12 protein-coding genes, 2 tRNA genes and 1 rRNA gene are annotated in these 17,667 nt (G+C 58.9%); 11 read left to right on the top strand and 4 right to left on the bottom strand.

The window, feature by feature from the left end; translation table 11 throughout:
• Positions 1–9: 9 nt before the first annotated feature.
• Positions 10–1,218 (bottom strand): acetyl-CoA C-acetyltransferase, encoded by a 1,209-nt coding sequence (locus J2887_RS13410; protein ID WP_227171615.1) that lies wholly within the window; start codon positions 1,216–1,218, stop codon positions 10–12.
• A gap of 247 nt (positions 1,219–1,465) precedes the next feature.
• Between J2887_RS13410 and J2887_RS13405 the strand changes: the two genes are divergently transcribed.
• Positions 1,466–1,744, top strand: a complete 279-nt coding sequence (locus J2887_RS13405; RefSeq protein WP_227171614.1) for a late competence development ComFB family protein — start codon at positions 1,466–1,468, stop codon at positions 1,742–1,744.
• Between the two features lie 5 nt (positions 1,745–1,749).
• Here the strand turns inward: J2887_RS13405 and J2887_RS13400 are convergent, their stop codons facing one another.
• Complete coding sequence (locus J2887_RS13400) at positions 1,750–4,170, bottom strand: DUF349 domain-containing protein (RefSeq protein ID WP_227171613.1); 2,421 nt, start codon at positions 4,168–4,170, stop codon at positions 1,750–1,752.
• A gap of 310 nt (positions 4,171–4,480) precedes the next feature.
• Between J2887_RS13400 and J2887_RS13395 the strand changes: the two genes are divergently transcribed.
• Complete coding sequence (locus J2887_RS13395; protein ID WP_227171612.1) at positions 4,481–4,987, top strand: regulatory protein RecX; 507 nt, start codon at positions 4,481–4,483, stop codon at positions 4,985–4,987.
• 39 nt (positions 4,988–5,026) lie between these two features.
• Here the strand turns inward: J2887_RS13395 and mltF are convergent, their stop codons facing one another.
• The gene (mltF, locus tag J2887_RS13390) at positions 5,027–6,484 is read right to left on the bottom strand and encodes a membrane-bound lytic murein transglycosylase MltF (protein ID WP_416381918.1); all 1,458 of its coding nucleotides are present in this window, start codon (positions 6,482–6,484) and stop codon (positions 5,027–5,029) included.
• Positions 6,485–6,998: 514 nt separating this feature from the next.
• On the opposite strand from mltF, the gene purL reads away from it, so the two are divergent.
• Both purL and J2887_RS13380 read left to right on the top strand, forming a co-directional pair.
• A complete protein-coding gene (gene purL, locus J2887_RS13385; protein WP_227171611.1) occupies positions 6,999–10,901 on the top strand; it encodes a phosphoribosylformylglycinamidine synthase in 3,903 nt (1,300 codons plus the stop codon).
• A gap of 477 nt (positions 10,902–11,378) precedes the next feature.
• Positions 11,379–11,693, top strand: coding sequence for a YqfO family protein (locus J2887_RS13380; protein ID WP_227171610.1), 315 nt, complete (start codon positions 11,379–11,381; stop codon positions 11,691–11,693).
• A 17-nt stretch (positions 11,694–11,710) separates the two neighbouring features.
• Here J2887_RS13380 and J2887_RS13375 read toward each other — a convergent pair whose 3' ends face one another.
• The gene (locus J2887_RS13375) at positions 11,711–12,256 is read right to left on the bottom strand and encodes an NUDIX hydrolase (RefSeq protein ID WP_227171609.1); all 546 of its coding nucleotides are present in this window, start codon (positions 12,254–12,256) and stop codon (positions 11,711–11,713) included.
• 99 nt (positions 12,257–12,355) lie between these two features.
• Between J2887_RS13375 and J2887_RS13370 the strand changes: the two genes are divergently transcribed.
• From J2887_RS13370 to J2887_RS13340, 7 genes are all read left to right on the top strand, one after another.
• Complete coding sequence (locus J2887_RS13370; protein WP_227171608.1) at positions 12,356–12,940, top strand: NUDIX hydrolase; 585 nt, start codon at positions 12,356–12,358, stop codon at positions 12,938–12,940.
• 87 nt (positions 12,941–13,027) lie between these two features.
• Positions 13,028–13,555 carry a gamma carbonic anhydrase family protein gene (locus J2887_RS13365; protein WP_227171607.1) on the top strand — a complete coding sequence of 176 codons (528 nt, stop codon included), beginning with the start codon at positions 13,028–13,030 and terminating at the stop codon, positions 13,553–13,555.
• 1 nt (position 13,556) lies between these two features.
• Complete coding sequence (locus tag J2887_RS13360; RefSeq protein ID WP_227171606.1) at positions 13,557–13,739, top strand: DUF1289 domain-containing protein; 183 nt, start codon at positions 13,557–13,559, stop codon at positions 13,737–13,739.
• 54 nt (positions 13,740–13,793) lie between these two features.
• Positions 13,794–14,987, top strand: a complete 1,194-nt coding sequence (gene purT, locus J2887_RS13355) for a formate-dependent phosphoribosylglycinamide formyltransferase (protein ID WP_227176126.1) — start codon at positions 13,794–13,796, stop codon at positions 14,985–14,987.
• Between the two features lie 497 nt (positions 14,988–15,484).
• Positions 15,485–17,024: ribosomal RNA gene (locus J2887_RS13350) — 16S ribosomal RNA — on the top strand.
• Positions 17,025–17,268: 244 nt separating this feature from the next.
• Positions 17,269–17,345 (top strand) — tRNA-Ile (locus tag J2887_RS13345).
• 127 nt (positions 17,346–17,472) lie between these two features.
• A tRNA-Ala gene (locus J2887_RS13340) sits at positions 17,473–17,548 on the top strand.
• Positions 17,549–17,667 lie beyond the last annotated feature (119 nt).

Here is a 17,667-nt window from a genome sequence, read left to right as displayed (position 1 = left end):
GTCGTCGGCTCAGCAGCGTTCGATGATGGTGGCAATACCCATGCCGCCGCCCACGCACAGGGTGGCCAGGCCGAAACGCTGATCGCGTCGCTCGAGCTCATCGAGCAGGGTGCCGAGAATGATGGCGCCGGTGGCGCCCAGGGGATGGCCCATGGCAATGGAGCCGCCGTTGACGTTGACTTTGTCATCGGGCACGGACAGTTCCCGCTGGAACCGCATGACCACCGATGCGAAGGCTTCGTTGACCTCGAACAGGTCAATCTGGTCAGCGGTCATGCCGGCTTTTGCCAGCGCCTTGCGGGCGGCGGGGGCCGGACCGGTGAGCATGATGGTGGGGTCGGTACTGGTGACCGCGGTGGCGACGATCCGGGCGCGGGGTTTGAGACCAAGCTCCTTGCCCTTGGCCTCGCTGCCAATCAGCATGGCTGTCGCGCCATCGACAATGCCGGAGGAATTACCGGCGTGGTGGACGTGGTTGATATGCTCAACGTAGTGGTATTTTTCCCGCGCGACACCATCGAAGCCCATCTCTCCCATCATCTGGAACGACGGTTTGAGCTGGCCGAGGGACTCCGTCGTGGTGTTGCCACGGACGTGTTCGTCGCGATCCAGGATAGTGACGCCATTCTGGTCCGTTACCGGCACGATGGAGCGGCTGAAATAACCCTTTTCCCAGGCGTTTGCGGCTTTCTGCTGGGAGCGCACGGCAAACTGGTCGACATCCTCGCGACTGAAGCCTTCGATGGTGGCGATCAGGTCGGCGCCAATGCCCTGGGGCATGAAGCCGGTGTGCAGATTGGTGGCCGGGTCCATTGCCCAGGCTCCGCCGTCGGAGCCCATCGGCACCCGGGACATGGCTTCCACGCCGCCTGCAACCACCAGGTCTTCCCAGCCGGAGCGGACCTTCATCGCCGCCAGGTTTACGGCTTCCAGTCCAGAGGCGCAGAAACGGTTGAGGGTGACGCCGGCAACCGCCTCGTCCCAGTCGGCGGCCAGTGCGGCGGTCTTGGCGATATCGGCACCCTGGTCACCCACAGCGGTGACACAGCCCAGGACGATGTCATCAACCTGAGCGGTGTCCAGGCTGTTTCTCTGCTGCAACGCGTTGAGGACGGTGGTCATCAGGGTGATGGGCTTGACGCTGTGGAGGGCGCCGTCTTTCTTGCCACGGCCTCGGGGCGTGCGCACTGCATCGAAGATGTAGGCCTCGGTGCTCATGTTGTTTCCTCTGGTGTTGTTAGTCTTGGTCGCTAACCATAGCGGTTCGTTCCTTGGCTGTGTAATGACAGGCTCTGCCAATCCAATTGGCGAAAGCGCTCAGGTCGGGCAGTCCGCACTGGTTGCGGTGGGGTCTGGAGGCTATGGTTAGGGAGGCTGCGTTGACATTCCGGTGCGAGATGCGCGATTCCGGTAGGTTGGCCAGCTGAGAAGGTTAACCAGTGGTGTGGTCGGGAGGAGCAAGCCGATGTCGTTACTTGATGCGATAGATAACTTTAACGAGCGCCTGGTCGCCGATGCGCTTGAGGCGGCGCGACAGCCGGAGGATGATCCGGCGTTTCTGGCCGATGTCATGTGTGTTGCGCTTAACCAGCTGCCGCCGCGTTACTACCGTCACACCATTGACATGAGATTTTACCTGTCCGACCAGGAGCTGGAGGAAATGAAGGAGCGGGCCCGGTCCGAGGTTGACCGGGCCTACGCGTTCGTTCGTACCAACCAGCGGGAGCCGGGCACGGACGAGTAGGGGCGTTAGAGGTTCTTCAGTGCCTGCAACAGGCGCTGTTGCAGCTCAGGCGTTCGCTGTTCCGAGGCCTGGGTCAGGCACCAGGCGGCGACCAGAGATTCCAGCTGGTCGCTGGTGCTGCCGGAGTTGGAACCACCGCCGAGTCCTTCGGACAGGCGCTGTACCTGGATCTCCATGCGCTGGGCCTGATCGCTGTCCGGTGACGGCGTCTCGGTGAGGATTTCGGCGCGGATCACGATGTCCTGGGCCGACAGTGCTTGCAGCTCCGTACTGCGTTTCTGCCAGTCTTTCTTCTGCTGCTCCGGTTCGCCGTCGCCGCTGACCAGATCCATCCATTGCTCCACACGAGCCCTGAATTTGGCGGACTCCAGCAGCACCGTGAGCCGATCCCGTTCCGAACGGGCGCGTTCAGCCATGGCCTTCGACAGTGGCGACTGCTGCAGGGTTTGCAGACGGTTGCGGGCGTCCACCAGCGCAGATTCGGGCGCCAGGCCATCGAGGGCAGCGGTCTCTGTCAGCAGGGTTTCCAACTGGTCTTCCGCTTCCCGGGACTGTTGTTCCTGTTGATTGCGCTGAGCTTCGCGACGGGCAAAAATGTCGTCACAGGCCTGGCGGAAGGCGCGCCAGAGCTTGCGGTCCTCGCGGTGACGGGTAACGCCAATGTCACTCCACTCGGTTTGCAGGGCCTTGGCCTGATCCATGGCATCCCGCAGGGGCTCGTGACTGATCAGTGCCTGGGCGCGGTCAACGATGTCCTGCTTCAGGGCTTCGTTACGGCCACGTTCTTCGTTCAGTGGCGCTTCAATACGCTGGATCAGGTCATCGAAACGTTTTTGCACCGACCGGTTGTCGCGAAACTCCACCGGCCAGGCGGCTTTCCATTCGTTGCGGGCGGTCCGCAGGATCTGGTCGACGGCTTTCCAGTCGACGCTCTGCCAGTCGGCGTTGTCGACGAATACCTGCAGCTCGTCGCAAATGGCTTCCCGTTTCTGCAGGTTGTTCTGTTTCAGGCCGGACTTGGCCGCGAAATAGGCCTTGCACGGCTCATAGGCACGATCAGAAGCCTGCTTGAACCGGGTCCACAGGTTGCGATCTGACGAACCGCCGAGGTTGCGCCATTCGTGTTGCAGTTCGCGGATACGCTCAGCCTTGGCTTCAGGCTCAATGGGCTGTTCCGCCAGGTATTCCATTTGCTCGCAGAGTGCTTCCTGCTTGGGCTGGGTTGCAAATCCCTGCCAGTCATTGAGTTCCCGCAGGCGACCGCCAAGTAGCTGCAGGCGGGCGTTGAGTGTCCTGCCATTGTGCTGAGACAGCGTTTTGTGTTGTTGCTGGGCTTTCTTGAACAGTTGGCGGGAGTCCTTCAGGCAGTCCGCTTCCAGGGCCTGCTCCAGGGTATCCAGAGTGGCCTTCAGCTCCTTTACCAGGGCTTTCTGGTCATCGGCGGGCTGCACCGGGGCCGGGGCTGGCTGGCGGGCCCGAAGCTGAGCCACCAAGGTCTCAATAGGTTCCGGGCGAGGGAAGCCAGTCGGCCAGTCAATCTCGTTGAGCAGCGCCTTGATGGCATCACTCTGCTCATCGCCATCCTCGCGGGAGGTCAGGGCCTCTATGTCGGCGGTTTTCTGGCTCAACCGTCGGGCTGCTGCCAGGTAGGCTTTGAGAGCCTGCATTGCGGATTCGTAGCGCTTCTGTTCGGTCTTGTCGACGCTGGTCTCCCGGGTCGCTTCCAGCCAGCGGTTCTCCTGGGTTTTCTGCAGCGCATCCAGTGACGCAACGGAGGGAGAGGATTCGCCGGGCTGGCGGAGGCCTGAAAGGGTGTCCTCCAGCAGGCCCAGGGTATCCGCCCGCTCGCGGGCCTGGTCGATATGGCGTGCCTGCTCTGCCGCTTCCGCCTTCAGGGCGTCAGCACGTTCGCGGCATGCCTGGAAGGCGCTGAGGAAGTCGGTATTGTTCTGGGGGCTGGCCTGCTGGTTAACCTCCTGCCATTGTTGATGCAGTGCTTCGAGCCGGGCCTGGAACAGCTTGGTATCATCACTGCGGGCCTGATCCCGGGCACTCTGGATCAGTGCCTGAATGCGGGTCTGAAGCCTGGCTTCCGCCTCTTCGCTCTGGCGCAGGTCCTGCAATTTCTGGCGTGCAATCTGGAAGACGGCTTTGTCTTTCCCTTTGGCCAGTTTTTGCAGGCGTTGCAGGGCGTCCGGAGAGTCGATGGCCTGGGCAGCCTGACGACGGATGTCCGCTGTCACCCCCTGACTGGCCAGTGTTTCCAATTGCTCAATTGACGGAGAGGCCGATAACTGGCGTTGTTGCTCGGCCCTGAGTTCATCCTGTCGATCCGGTTGCGGTTCGGCCTCTGGTACGGCGGCCTTGGGGGCCGGGGCAGTCGGTTGTTTGCGACTCTTGAACAGCTTCTGGATGAATGCGGCCATAGCGGTATCCTTAATGTTGAAACCCGGGAGCCCTTGCGCCACACCACATTGCCCGCGGATAACCAGCCTCGTTCACGCTTGTGTCGCAACTGCTTGAAAGGCCTCGGCCATTGCTGCAAAGTCGCGGCTTATTGGTGAACCGCGCTGATCGTCCAGGACGATCCGGGATGGTTCAGAGGCTCCCCAGACATCGGTGTCCGGCCATTGTGGCCGGCACCACTCATCGGTCCTGCCGGCTGCGCCGGAGTCCGGTTGGGGGAGTGATCGCGCGCTAGTCTAGCGCTTTGTTCGTGCGGGCGGGAAGAGTCAATTGGCAAATCGGGGTAAACCGGAGGATCCGGAACAGCTGGCAAAATCCATCGCCCTGCGCCTGCTGGCGCGGCGTGAACACAGTCGGTTCGAGCTGGCCACCAAGCTGCGACAACGGCGGGTGGACAGCCGTGTGATTGATCCGGTTCTGGATGAATTCGAGGCTGAAGGCTGGCTCAGCGACGAGCGATTCGCCGATGTGTACGCTCGTCAGCGCTTTGAACTGGGCTATGGACCATTACGGATTCGCAGCGAACTGCAACAGCGAGGCATCCGTTTCACTCCGGCGTGTATAAACGATGTGTCCGAGCACCGCTGGCGGCAACAGGCAATTGCTGTCCGGCGGCGACGGTTTGGGCTGACGGACCTTCGGGACGACTGGAAAGAGAAGGGGCGCCAGGCCCGGTTCCTTTCCCAGCGGGGCTTCAGCGGCGAGCAGGTGGAACAGGCGCTGGAGATCACCGGGCCTGAAGACGATGAGTTGGGCCTGGCTGACTACCCACACTGACTGCCGATACCGGCGAACAGTACTGGCAACCAGTGCCGACTACAGCGTGGGAGGGGTCACCCCAAGGGATTTGGGCAGGCTGGGATGGCTGTCATCCAGTGTCTGGCCCTCGCCGATCACCATGTCTTCCGACAGCGAGGGCACCTCCTGGCTGGCCAGGTGTTCCGTGTTCTGGGCCGGGTCCCGCATCCACGCCAGCACGTCGTAATAGCGGCGAATGTTCTGCACATAGATCACCGGCTCGTAGCCTCGGGCGTAACCAAACCGGGTCTTGCTGTACCACTCTTTCTGGGCCAGCAATGGCAGGAACTCCTTCACGTCCATCCAGCGATCAGGATCTTTGCCGGCGCCCTCGGTGAGGCGGCGGGCATCTTCAAGGTGGCCAAAGCCAACGTTGTAGGATGCCAGCGCAAACCAGGTCCGGTCCGGCTCGGGGATGCGATCGGGAATGCGGTTGTAAACCATGGTGAAGTAGCGGGCGCCACCCTCCACACTCTGTTTTGGGTCCAGGCGATTGTCGATGCCAACGTAGCTGGCGGTGTTGCGGGTCAGCATCATCAGGCCTCGAACGCCCGTTGGCGAGACCGCATTGGGGCGCCAGTGGGATTCCTGATAGCCGATGGCCGCCAGCAGTCGCCAGTCCAGATCGTGACGACCGGCGAACTCCCGGAACAGGTCTTCATAACGGGGCAGCCGGTTGCGCACGTGGTGAACAAAGGTGCGGGCGCCGACGTAATTGAGACGATCCAGATGGCCGTAGTAGCGCTCTTTCAGTTGGGCCAGGGTGCCATCGCTGGCCAGTTCACCAAGAAAGCCTTCAACCGCCTCGACCAGGGATGGGTCCTGCTCCGCTGGCAGCAGCCAGGCCAGGTTCTCGGGCTCATTGAGACTGAACGCTTTTTTCACGGCAGGAAAGAACACATGGTTGATCGCCAATTCGTTGGAGGCGATCACGGCCACCGGCAACTCTCCCGATTCCACCCGTTCCAGGATACCGGCGGCATCCAGCTCAGGGTGCTGTTGCCATTCCAACCCAGGTACCTCGGCTTTCAGTGCTTCGAGGTGAGGCAAGTGATTACTGTCGGCAATGAGATGCAGCGGCGTGCCGGCCAGATCAGCCACGGATTCCGGGCGCGGGGTATCGCGATTGTAGATCACTACTGATTCCGCGCTCAGGCCAATGGGCACGGCTCGGAATCGGTCGCTGTATACCGGGTTGTCGGCAAAGCCGGCGAGGCCAATGTGGGCGTAGTTGCGATCAAGCACCGACAGGATCTCGGTGTTGTCGTCGGCGACCCGAACCCGGAGTTCCACACCCAAGTGATCGGCAAAGCGCTTGGCCAGCTCGTACTCGAAGCCTGCGGGGCCATCCCGGTCTTCGTAATAGATGGAGGGCGCATTGCGGGTAATGACGTGCAACACACCCTCGGACCGGATTTCAGCCAGGGTCGTGGGGCGTGAGCAGCCACCAATCAGCAGCGAGCTGAACAGCGTCAGCCAGAACAGGCGCGCCTGCCAGTACTGCCCGCTCAGCAGGTGTTGAATTGTTGCCAAATCCATAGTCTCCCGTACGACGGTACCGAGGTGATGGTGCCTCACTCAGGCCGAAACGATCGTGATGTCCAACCCCTGGTTTCCTCACGGATGCCTGGTTGGTCGCCCCGGACAGCACGCGGGTAGGCGATCCTTGCCTGACTGAATACTCGCCCAGCTGTCACGTCGGGTCAATTGCGCTGATTAAAAACTGTGCAAAACTTGGCGTATTGTACGTGGTATCCACGGTACTGAAGTGGCTGCATTGACGTGTTTGGTCCGCGTGGCCAGTTGATAACACCAGTGTGGGGGCTGGGCGGCGATTTACAAATCCTGCATTGGTCGGATTCCCCGCCGTTGGTCTCTGTATCCACGCAGCGCTTTCCAGTATTATGGCCGCCGTTCAGATCGACAGGTGTTCCGGCTCAATTGGCGGGACACGCCTGATTCCCAGACTCGCGCGATACAGGTTTAAACCATGCTGGAACTTCGCGGCGCTCCGGCGCTCTCGCCTTTCCGTTCTCAGAAACTCCTTGCCCAGCTCCAGGCTGCTGTTCCTGAGGTGGCTCATGTCTATGCGGAATTCATGCACTTCACAGACCTCGATGCGCCGCTGGCGCCCGAGGAAGAGCAGGTTCTGACCCGACTGCTGACCTACGGCCCGAGCGTGGCGGTGGAAGAGCCGGAGGGTATTCTGTTCCTGGTTGTTCCGCGGCCGGGTACGGTATCACCCTGGTCCAGCAAGGCAACCGATATCGCCCGTAACTGCAACCTCAAGCAGATTCGTCGTATTGAGCGGGGCACAGCGTTCTATATTCAGGCGTCTGCCAAGCTGGGACTGGAGCAGCGTGAGCAGATCGCTACCCTGCTGCATGACCGTATGACTCAGAAGGTGTTCCATGAAATGGGCGGCGCCGAGTTGCTGTTCCATCGTGAGGAGCCGCGGACCCTCAATCGGGTGAGTATTCTGGCTGGCGGTCGCAAGGCGCTCGAGCAGGCGAACCGTGAGCTGGGACTGGCACTCGCGGACGATGAGGTGGATTACCTGGTTGAGGCCTTCACGGGCCTGCAGCGTGATCCGACCGACGTCGAGCTGATGATGTTTGCCCAGGCCAATTCGGAGCACTGTCGTCACAAGATATTCAATGCGTCCTGGGATATTGATGGCGAGGCTCAGGAAAAGTCGCTGTTTGCGATGATACGCAATACCCATGAAATGAACGGCGAAGGCGTGTTGTCGGCCTACAAGGACAATGCCGCGGTGATCGAGGGCAGTCGCGCGGGGCGCTTCTACCCGCAAGCCGATTCCGGTGTTTATCGCTACCATGAGGAAGATGTTCACATCCTCATGAAGGTGGAAACCCACAACCATCCCACCGCTATCTCGCCGTTTGCCGGTTCTGCCACCGGTTCCGGTGGTGAGATCCGTGATGAGGGCGCAACCGGACGTGGCGCCAAACCCAAGGCGGGTCTGACTGGCTTTACCGTGTCCAACCTGAATCTGCCAAACGATCCCCAGCCCTGGGAAGGCGGTTACGGCAAGCCGGACCGCATCGCTTCGGCCCTGGATATCATGATCGAGGGGCCGATTGGGGGCGCTGCGTTCAACAACGAGTTTGGTCGTCCAGCTCTGGCTGGTTATTTCCGTACCTTTGAAGAGAAGGTGGCCGGACCGGAAGGCGAGGAAGTGCGTGGCTACCACAAGCCGATCATGATTGCCGGTGGCATGGGTAACATCCGTGCCGACCATGTTGAGAAGGGCACCATCCCGGTTGGCGCCAAGCTGATTGTGCTGGGTGGACCGTCGATGCTGATCGGCCTGGGCGGCGGCGCCGCGTCCTCCATGGATTCCGGTTCCAGCCATGAGAACCTGGACTTCGCATCGGTCCAGCGGGACAACCCGGAAATGGAGCGTCGCTGCCAGGAAGTGATTGACCGCTGCTGGCAGATGGGCAAGACCAACCCGATCAGCTTTATCCACGACGTCGGCGCCGGCGGTCTGTCCAACGCCATGCCTGAGCTGGTGAAGGACGGTGGCCGTGGTGGCAAGTTCGAGCTGCGGGATATTCCCAACGACGAGCCTGGCATGTCACCACTGGAAATCTGGTGCAACGAGTCCCAGGAGCGCTACGTGCTGGCGGTGGCTCCAGACCAGCTGGAGCGTTTCGACGCCATCTGTCGACGCGAGCGTTGCCCGTACGCGGTGATTGGTGAGGCAACCGAGACCCATCATCTGGAACTGGCCGACTCCTACTTCAACGACAAGGCGGTCGACCTGCCCATGGACGTGCTGTTCGGCAAGCCGCCGAAAATGCACCGCAGTGTCGCTCGTTCTTCGTTTACCAAGCCGATCTTTGACAGTTCCGAGATTGATCTGGGCGACGCCATCCGGCGCGTGTTGCGGCTGCCTTCGGTGGGCAGCAAGAGCTTCCTGATCACCATCGGTGATCGCACCATCACCGGTTTGGTCGCCCGTGACCAGATGGTTGGTCCCTGGCAGGTGCCGGTGAGTGACGTGGCGGTTACGGCGACATCTTTTGATGTCACCACCGGGGAAGCCATGGCGATGGGTGAGCGCACACCGGTGGCGACGATTGATTCGCCTGCGTCCGGTCGCATGGCGGTGGGTGAAACCATCACCAACCTGGCGGCAGCGCCTATTGGGCGGATTGCCGATATTCGCCTGTCAGCCAACTGGATGGCGGCGGCCGGTCACCCGGGTGAAGACGAAAACCTCTACGAAACCGTAAAAGCGGTTGGTATGGAACTGTGTCCCGCGCTGGGAATTGCCATCCCGGTCGGCAAGGATTCCATGTCCATGAAGACCGTCTGGGACGAGGACAACGGTGAGCAGAAGAGCGTGACCTCGCCGCTGTCACTGATCGTCAGTGGCTTTGCGCCGGTGACTGATGTGCGTCGTACTTTGACTCCGCAGCTGCGCTCTGACGCTGGTGAAACCGATTTGATCCTGGTGGACCTGGCGGCCGGCCAGAACCGTCTGGGTGGTTCCGCGTTGGCGCAGGTCTACGGCCAGGTGGGTGCGGTTGCGCCGGACCTGGACGATCCTGAAGACCTGAAAGCCTTCTTTGCCGTGATCCAGGGTCTCAACAGTGATGGCAAGCTTTTGGCCTACCACGACCGTTCGGATGGCGGGCTGTTCGTCACCCTGACGGAGATGGCGTTCGCCGGCCACGTTGGCATTGATGCCAAGCTGGATGGTCTGGCGGAAGAATCGTCCCAGTTTGCCCGTGAGCTGTTCAACGAGGAACTGGGCGCGGTGATTCAGGTTCGTCGGGAAGACACCGAATTTGTGCTGCAGCAGTTCTCTGGAGCGGGTCTGGGGGAGCATACCTCGGTGATCGGCACGCTGAATGTGGATGACCGGGTGCGCTTTACCTTCGGCGACGATCCGGTGATTGACGAACCCCGTGCTGAGCTCCAGCGTTTGTGGGCAGAGACCAGCTATCGCATCCAGTCGCTGCGAGACAACGCCGATTGCGCCCAGGAAGAGTTTGATAATCTGCTGGATGCCGAAGACCCGGGTCTCCACGCTGAGCTGACTTTTGATGTCAACGAAGACGTGGCAGCGCCATACATCAACACCGGACAGCGTCCAAGGGTGGGCGTGTTACGAGAGCAGGGTGTCAACGGGCAGGTTGAAATGGCCGCGGCCTTTGATCGGGCCGGTTTCGAGTCAGTCGACGTTCACATGAGCGATCTGCTGTCCGGTCGGGTCAGTCTGGACGGCTTCAAGACTCTGGTTGCCTGCGGCGGCTTCTCCTATGGTGATGTATTGGGCGCGGGCGAGGGCTGGGCCAAGTCGATCCTGTTCAACGATCGGGTACGTGACCAGTTCGCTGCGTTCTTTGATCGCAATGACACCCTGACCCTTGGTGTGTGCAATGGCTGCCAGATGTTGTCCAACCTCCACGAGCTGATCCCCGGCAGCGACGGCTGGCCGCGCTTCGTGCGTAACCAGTCTGAGCAGTTCGAGGCGCGCCTGGCGATGGTTGAGGTGGCAGAGTCCAACTCGGCGTTCCTGGATGGCATGGTCGGCTCCCGCATGCCGATTGCTGTGGCTCATGGTGAGGGGCGTGCCGAGTTTGCCTCGGGGTCGGCTGAACAGCTGGCCGGCGACCAACTGGTGGCGTTGCGTTACGTTGATAACCGAGGCCAGGTGACCGAGCGTTATCCGTACAACCCCAATGGTTCGCCGGCAGGTATTTCCGGTGTGACCAGCCAGGACGGTCGGGTCACCATCATGATGCCCCACCCAGAGCGGGTATTCCGGGCACCTCAGTTCTCGTGGCGTCCAGACGAGTGGCGTGAAGACGGTCCCTGGCTGCGGATGTTCCGCAATGCCCGGCGCTGGCTTGGCTGATCCGGTTTGACGGATTCCGGCGGTTGAACTAAAACCGGTCATGGGCGGTGCGGGCAAGGCACCTTCCATGACCGGTTTTTTTGTTTTCATTACCAGGGAGAGGAAATGTGTCGCGGTTTGATGCAGTCCTGCGTCAAAAATCAATAGAAAAATTGGTCATAAACGTTGATTTTTTACTTGACTCGCGATTTTTATGCACATTCCATCCCGCCGTTAGGGCGTCTGTCGCCTGATTGCGCCCGTTTCTGGTCATCGCCGGGGGCGATCAAGTAACCTATTGAAAATAATGGGTTTATTGTATTAGGTGAATTTGTCGCCAATTTGTCTTGATGCCAGTAATTCTGGGGGATTAGAGGCTCTACCCCAAATTTTCCCACAGACTTATCCACAGAATCTGTGGGTAACTCTCTGGTTGATTGGTTTGTACAAAATATAGACGACGGATGCGAACCGTCCAGGCAGCCAACGGAGGCGTGTGTGTTCAAGCTGTGTTTCTTTGTGCCGGAATCTCACCTGGAACAAACCAAGCGAGCATTGTTTGAGGTGGGGGCGGGTCGTATTGGCGATTACGATTGTTGCGCCTGGCAAACTCTGGGGCAGGGCCAGTTTCGGCCGCTGGATGGTAGTCAGCCGTTTCTGGGCGAGCGCGGCGAGCTGGAAGTCGTCAGCGAGTACAAGGTTGAGCTGGTTTGTGAGGATGGGCTGATCGCGCGCGCGGTTGAGGCCCTGAAGGCCGCGCACCCTTACGAGGAACCGGCCTACGAAGTGTATCGTCTGGAAGAGTTACCCTGATCGTCGGTCTGCGATGATTACTTTTTGCCCAGACGGAAGCGGATATCGCTGACGTGGACGGGAAAGTGTTCATTGTCGGTATCGGCAATAAACAGCTCCAGAGTCCGTTTGACCGTGGGGAACGAGATGTCATCCCAGGGGATCTCGTCCAGCCCGAATAGCCGGCTTTCCAGGGATTCCTCTCCCACCCCATATTCGCCATTCTTCAGCGTGGCCCGGTAGAACATATGGACCTGGTCGATGTGGGGAACGTGGATGATGGTGTAGAGGTCGTCAATATTGACGTCAGCCAGGGCCTCTTCCCAGGTTTCCCGCGCCGCCGCCTCCAGGGTGGTCTCCGAGTTCTCCATGAAACCGGCAGGCAGGGTCCAGTAACCGTACCTGGGCTCGATAGCCCGTCGGCACAGCAATATCTGGCCATTCCAGATGGGCACGGTACCGGCGACGATACGGGGATTCTGGTAGTGTATGGTCTCGCAGCTGGGGCATACGTAGCGGGGACGGTTGTCGCCCTCCGGAATTCGGTGCTCGACGGTATGGCCGCAACTGCTGCAGTATTTCATTGAGTTCCTCGTATACTGTTCCGGTGGATGCCGGAACAGTGTATCCCCCTCATCCGCCGCTGTCTCATCTGTTCCTTTTCTGCATTAGGGAGTTGTGAATTGCGAGACCTTCTAACCGAACGCCTGGCTGGCTATGCCCCCCGACAGCTGGCGCTGGACTACCCTGAAGCTGGAGTTCTGGTCCCGGTAACGGATAACCCCGGCAATCCCGAGCTGGTGTTTACGCTGCGTTCTGCCAACCTCAAGACCCACCGCGGTCAGGTGGCTTTCCCCGGTGGTAAACGGGACAGCGATGACGCCTCCCTGACAGCGACCGCGTTGCGGGAGACTCATGAGGAGATCGGGCTGGCTCCGGATCTGGTGCAGGTTGTGGCGCCCTTGAGTCAGGTGATGTCCCGTCATGGCATTCTGGTGACGCCGTTTGTCGGCGTGATTCCCAAACACTCGGAGCTGATGGCCAACCCGGCGGAGATTGAAAGCATCTTCCAGGTGCCCATCGAGTTCTTCCTTGCTGATGAGCGTGAGCGGACCGACGTCATTACCTTTTTGAATCACACCCTTCATGTGCCTTGCTACCGCTGGGATCGCTATCAGATCTGGGGGTTGTCAGCGATCATTCTGGTCGACTTCCTGAATGCTGTGTACGATGCCGGCATCGACCTGTTGGAGCCAAGGCGCCCCTGACCGGCGGCTGCCAATCGGCATGGTTTGGCCAGCTCGGGCGGCCACGGGGGTTCCCGCGTCATAAAAATAACGATGAGGAGAGACTGTATGTTGTACGAACTGGCGGATCGCCGTCCTGAGTTTCGCGGCGAAGGGCAGTTTGTGGCGGAGAACGCCACCGTTATTGGTAGCGTAGTGTTGGAGGAGCGCAGCAGCGTCTGGTTCAACGTTGTGATCCGCGGTGACAACGATCTGATTACCATCGGACCTGAAAGCAATGTGCAGGACGGGACCGTTATCCATACCGATGCCGGCATCAAGGTGACGCTGGGTCGTGGTGTCACGGTTGGCCATAAGGCCATGCTCCATGGCTGCGAAATTGGCGATTATTCGCTGATTGGCATCAATGCGGTGGTGTTGAATGGGGCCCGGATTGGCAAGCACTGCCTGATCGGTGCCAACGCCCTGATTCCCGAAGGTATGGTCGTGCCGGATGGATCGATGGTGATTGGTTCACCGGGGCGAATCAAAAAAGAGCTTAACGATAACCAGAAGAAAATGCTGGAACTGAGCGCTGCCCACTATGTTCAGAATGGTGAGCGTTATCGTTCCAGCTTGAAGGTAATAGGAGACTGAAGTGAATCGACAGGACCGGGTGGCTTCACCCTGCGTCAGTATCTGCGCGCTGGATGAGCAGGACGTCTGTATTGGTTGTCATCGCACTGGCGATGAAATCCTGCGCTGGACCCAGATGAGCAATGACGAAAAGCGGGAAGTCCTGGTCAAGGTCGCCCAGCGGGAGCGGGCGGTCTCGCTCTGATCGCGTCAGTCCGGCAACAGATCATCTATCAATAGGGGAGTAAGCATCGTGAGCATGGATTCAACGGTCAGCCTGGGAACGCCACTGAAAGGCAACGCCTATCGGGTACTGATGTGCGGTTCCGGAGAGCTCGGCAAGGAAGTGGTCATCGAGTTGCAGCGATTGGGGGTGGAAGTGATCGCGGTGGATCGCTACGCCAATGCGCCAGCCATGCAGGTGGCCCATCATAGCCATGTGATCGATATGCTCGATGCGCAGCAGCTTCGGAAGGTCATCGAGCAGGAGCGGCCCAATCTGATCGTGCCGGAGATTGAGGCTATCGCAACACCCGAACTGGTGCGCCTGGAGGAAGAGGGCTACAACGTTGTGCCCACCGCCCGGGCGGTGAACCTGACCATGAACCGTGAAGGCATTCGCCGGCTGGCAGCGGAAGAGCTGGGACTGCCGACGTCGCCCTACCAGTTTGCGGATTCCGAAGAGAGCTTCATGGCAGCGGCGGAAGCCATTGGTCTGCCTCTGGTGGTTAAGCCGGTGATGAGTTCGTCCGGTAAGGGACAAAGTACGGTAAAGAACCAAGGTGAGCTCAAGGTCGCCTGGGATTATGCTCAAACCGGTGGGCGTGCGGGTAAAGGACGGGTCATCGTGGAAGGGTTTGTGCCTTTTGACTATGAGATCACGCTGTTGACGTTGCGCCATCGTGGTGGCGTCAGCTTCTGCGACCCCATCGGCCATCGTCAGGAAGATGGCGACTACCGGGAGTCCTGGCAGCCTCAACCCATGAGCGACAAGGCGCTGGCTCGTTCCCGGGAGATCGCCGCAGCGGTAACAGAGAACCTCGGTGGCTATGGGATATACGGGGTTGAACTGTTTGTGCAGGGCGATAATGTCTACTTTTCTGAAGTGTCGCCGCGACCACACGATACTGGCCTGGTCACTCTGGTGTCCCAGGACCTGTCGGAGTTTGCGCTTCATGCCCGGGCGATCCTTGGGTTGCCGGTTCCGTCGATTCGCCAGCTTGGGCCGGCGGCGTCTGCGGTGGTATTGCCCGAAGGGGAGTCGACGGCTCCTGCCTATTCCGGGCTTGAGCAGGCGCTGAGCGAAAGCGATGTACAACTGCGGCTGTTTGGTAAACCGGAACTGTCTGGTCGTCGTCGGATGGGAGTGGCCCTGGCGAAAGGGGATTCCGTAGAGGAGGCCAAGGATAAAGCGATGCGCAGCGCCGCCGCTATTAAGGTCTCGTTGGGCTGAGGCATGCTCACTCAACAAGGTTTTTGAGATTTCTTCAAAAACCTTGTTGACGGCGTCCGAGAAGTCTGTAGAATGCGCATCTCTTTCGAGGGGCAGGCCGGTCAGGCGGGCTCAGAATCGAAAGGCAACTGTTTGGTTTTGTTGAAGTTTTCGGCTTTGAGAGATCTTCAAATAAGCGGTTGACAAGGTGGTTCAACGCTGTAAAATGCGCGCCACCTTGATGAGGTAGCCGGGAGGTTTCGGCGGTTTCGAAAAGCTTCGAAAGCCACTGAAAATAAACGGTTGACAAGCTCGCGGTTCGCTGTAGAATACGCGGCCTTGATCGGGCAACGGCCCAACGCTCTTTAAAAAGTTAACTAAGTAATTCGTGTGGGCGCTGGCTGAGGTATTTCGGATACGAAATATCGAGACAGTGACCTGTCAGAACTCTCTTTGAGAGTGATGAATTTGAGTTTTGTCTTGAGCAAAAATTAGATGCTTCGGCATCTGCTTGATTTAAACTGAAGAGTTTGATCATGGCTCAGATTGAACGCTGGCGGCAGGCTTAACACATGCAAGTCGAGCGGTAACAGGGGTAGCTTGCTACCCGCTGACGAGCGGCGGACGGGTGAGTAATGCTTAGGAATCTGCCTAGTAGTGGGGGATAGCCCGGGGAAACCCGGATTAATACCGCATACGTCCTACGGGAGAAAGCAGGGGATCTTCGGACCTTGCGCTATTAGATGAGCCTAAGTCGGATTAGCTAGTTGGTGGGGTAAGAGCCTACCAAGGCGACGATCCGTAGCTGGTCTGAGAGGATGATCAGCCACATCGGGACTGAGACACGGCCCGAACTCCTACGGGAGGCAGCAGTGGGGAATATTGGACAATGGGGGCAACCCTGATCCAGCCATGCCGCGTGTGTGAAGAAGGCTTTCGGGTTGTAAAGCACTTTCAGTGAGGAGGAACGCCTAGCGGTTAATACCCGCTAGGAAAGACATCACTCGCAGAAGAAGCACCGGCTAACTCCGTGCCAGCAGCCGCGGTAATACGGAGGGTGCAAGCGTTAATCGGAATTACTGGGCGTAAAGCGCGCGTAGGTGGTTTGTTAAGCGAGATGTGAAAGCCCCGGGCTTAACCTGGGAACGGCATTTCGAACTGGCAAGCTAGAGTGTGGTAGAGGGTAGTGGAATTTCCTGTGTAGCGGTGAAATGCGTAGATATAGGAAGGAACACCAGTGGCGAAGGCGGCTACCTGGACCAACACTGACACTGAGGTGCGAAAGCGTGGGGAGCAAACAGGATTAGATACCCTGGTAGTCCACGCCGTAAACGATGTCTACTAGCCGTTGGGACTCTTGAAGTCTTAGTGGCGCAGCTAACGCACTAAGTAGACCGCCTGGGGAGTACGGCCGCAAGGTTAAAACTCAAATGAATTGACGGGGGCCCGCACAAGCGGTGGAGCATGTGGTTTAATTCGACGCAACGCGAAGAACCTTACCTGGCCTTGACATCCTGCGAACTTTCTAGAGATAGATTGGTGCCTTCGGGAACGCAGTGACAGGTGCTGCATGGCCGTCGTCAGCTCGTGTCGTGAGATGTTGGGTTAAGTCCCGTAACGAGCGCAACCCCTATCCCTAGTTGCTAGCAGTTCGGCTGAGAACTCTAGGGAGACTGCCGGTGACAAACCGGAGGAAGGTGGGGATGACGTCAGGTCATCATGGCCCTTACGGCCAGGGCTACACACGTGCTACAATGGTGCGTACAGAGGGCTGCAAACCCGCGAGGGGGAGCTAATCTCACAAAACGCATCGTAGTCCGGATCGGAGTCTGCAACTCGACTCCGTGAAGTCGGAATCGCTAGTAATCGCGAATCAGAATGTCGCGGTGAATACGTTCCCGGGCCTTGTACACACCGCCCGTCACACCATGGGAGTGGATTGCACCAGAAGTGGTTAGTCTAACCTTCGGGAGGACGATCACCACGGTGTGGTTCATGACTGGGGTGAAGTCGTAACAAGGTAGCCGTAGGGGAACCTGCGGCTGGATCACCTCCTTAAACGAAACCGAAGCCTCGGTCAGAGTCCACACGAATTACTTGGTTAACTTGCGAAGAGAGCAATTGGGTCTTTCAGACCCGATGTCGGTTTTAGTCAATCACTTGAGACAGTCTCAGGGTTTGGCGCCGGATTCGGATCAGCTGGCAAGGCGCAGATTGAGCGAAAGCGGGAGCGTACTTACGTACGTGACCAATTGAGCGAAAGCTGCAACGCCGTCCAGGTGAGCCGAAGACAAGCGAAACCGGGTCTGTAGCTCAGGTGGTTAGAGCGCACCCCTGATAAGGGTGAGGTCGGTGGTTCAAGTCCACCCAGACCCACCAGAATTTCACTGCTCGTCGTTGTTCCAAGGCTCACGTGCTTGTCGCACGCTACACCTTGAAACGCCTAGATCAGTAAAATTCTATAGCCTGATGCGTCGTGCACTAGCGAACTTGGGTGACATTAGATGGGGCTATAGCTCAGCTGGGAGAGCGCCTGCCTTGCACGCAGGAGGTCGGCAGTTCGATCCTGCCTAGCTCCACCATAACCTACTGACTTGTGTCAGTGTGCAGAAACAAGTGTTTCACTTTGATGAAATCCTTCTTTCTGATCACTGGGTCAGAATTGCTCTTTAACAATTCGGATGAGAAAGCAATATCGAGA

It is taken from the genome of Marinobacter sp. CA1, from assembly GCF_020546665.1.
Taxonomy (GTDB): Bacteria; Pseudomonadota; Gammaproteobacteria; order Pseudomonadales; family Oleiphilaceae; genus Marinobacter; species Marinobacter xestospongiae.
This window is presented reverse-complemented; position numbering and strand designations above follow the sequence as displayed.

Bases quoted from the DNA above. Each gene is read 5' to 3' on its own strand.
- purL (WP_227171611.1), top strand. From the start codon at position 6,999: ATGCTGGAACTTCGCGGCGCTCCGGCGCTCTCGCCTTTCCGTTCTCAG.
- J2887_RS13375 (WP_227171609.1), bottom strand. From the start codon at position 12,256: ATGAAATACTGCAGCAGTTGCGGCCATACCGTCGAGCACCGAATTCCG.
- J2887_RS13405 (WP_227171614.1), top strand. From the start codon at position 1,466: ATGTCGTTACTTGATGCGATAGATAACTTTAACGAGCGCCTGGTCGCC.
- J2887_RS13365 (WP_227171607.1), top strand. From the start codon at position 13,028: ATGTTGTACGAACTGGCGGATCGCCGTCCTGAGTTTCGCGGCGAAGGG.
- purT (WP_227176126.1), top strand. From the start codon at position 13,794: ATGGATTCAACGGTCAGCCTGGGAACGCCACTGAAAGGCAACGCCTAT.
- J2887_RS13400 (WP_227171613.1), bottom strand. From the start codon at position 4,170: ATGGCCGCATTCATCCAGAAGCTGTTCAAGAGTCGCAAACAACCGACT.
- J2887_RS13410 (WP_227171615.1), bottom strand. From the start codon at position 1,218: ATGAGCACCGAGGCCTACATCTTCGATGCAGTGCGCACGCCCCGAGGC.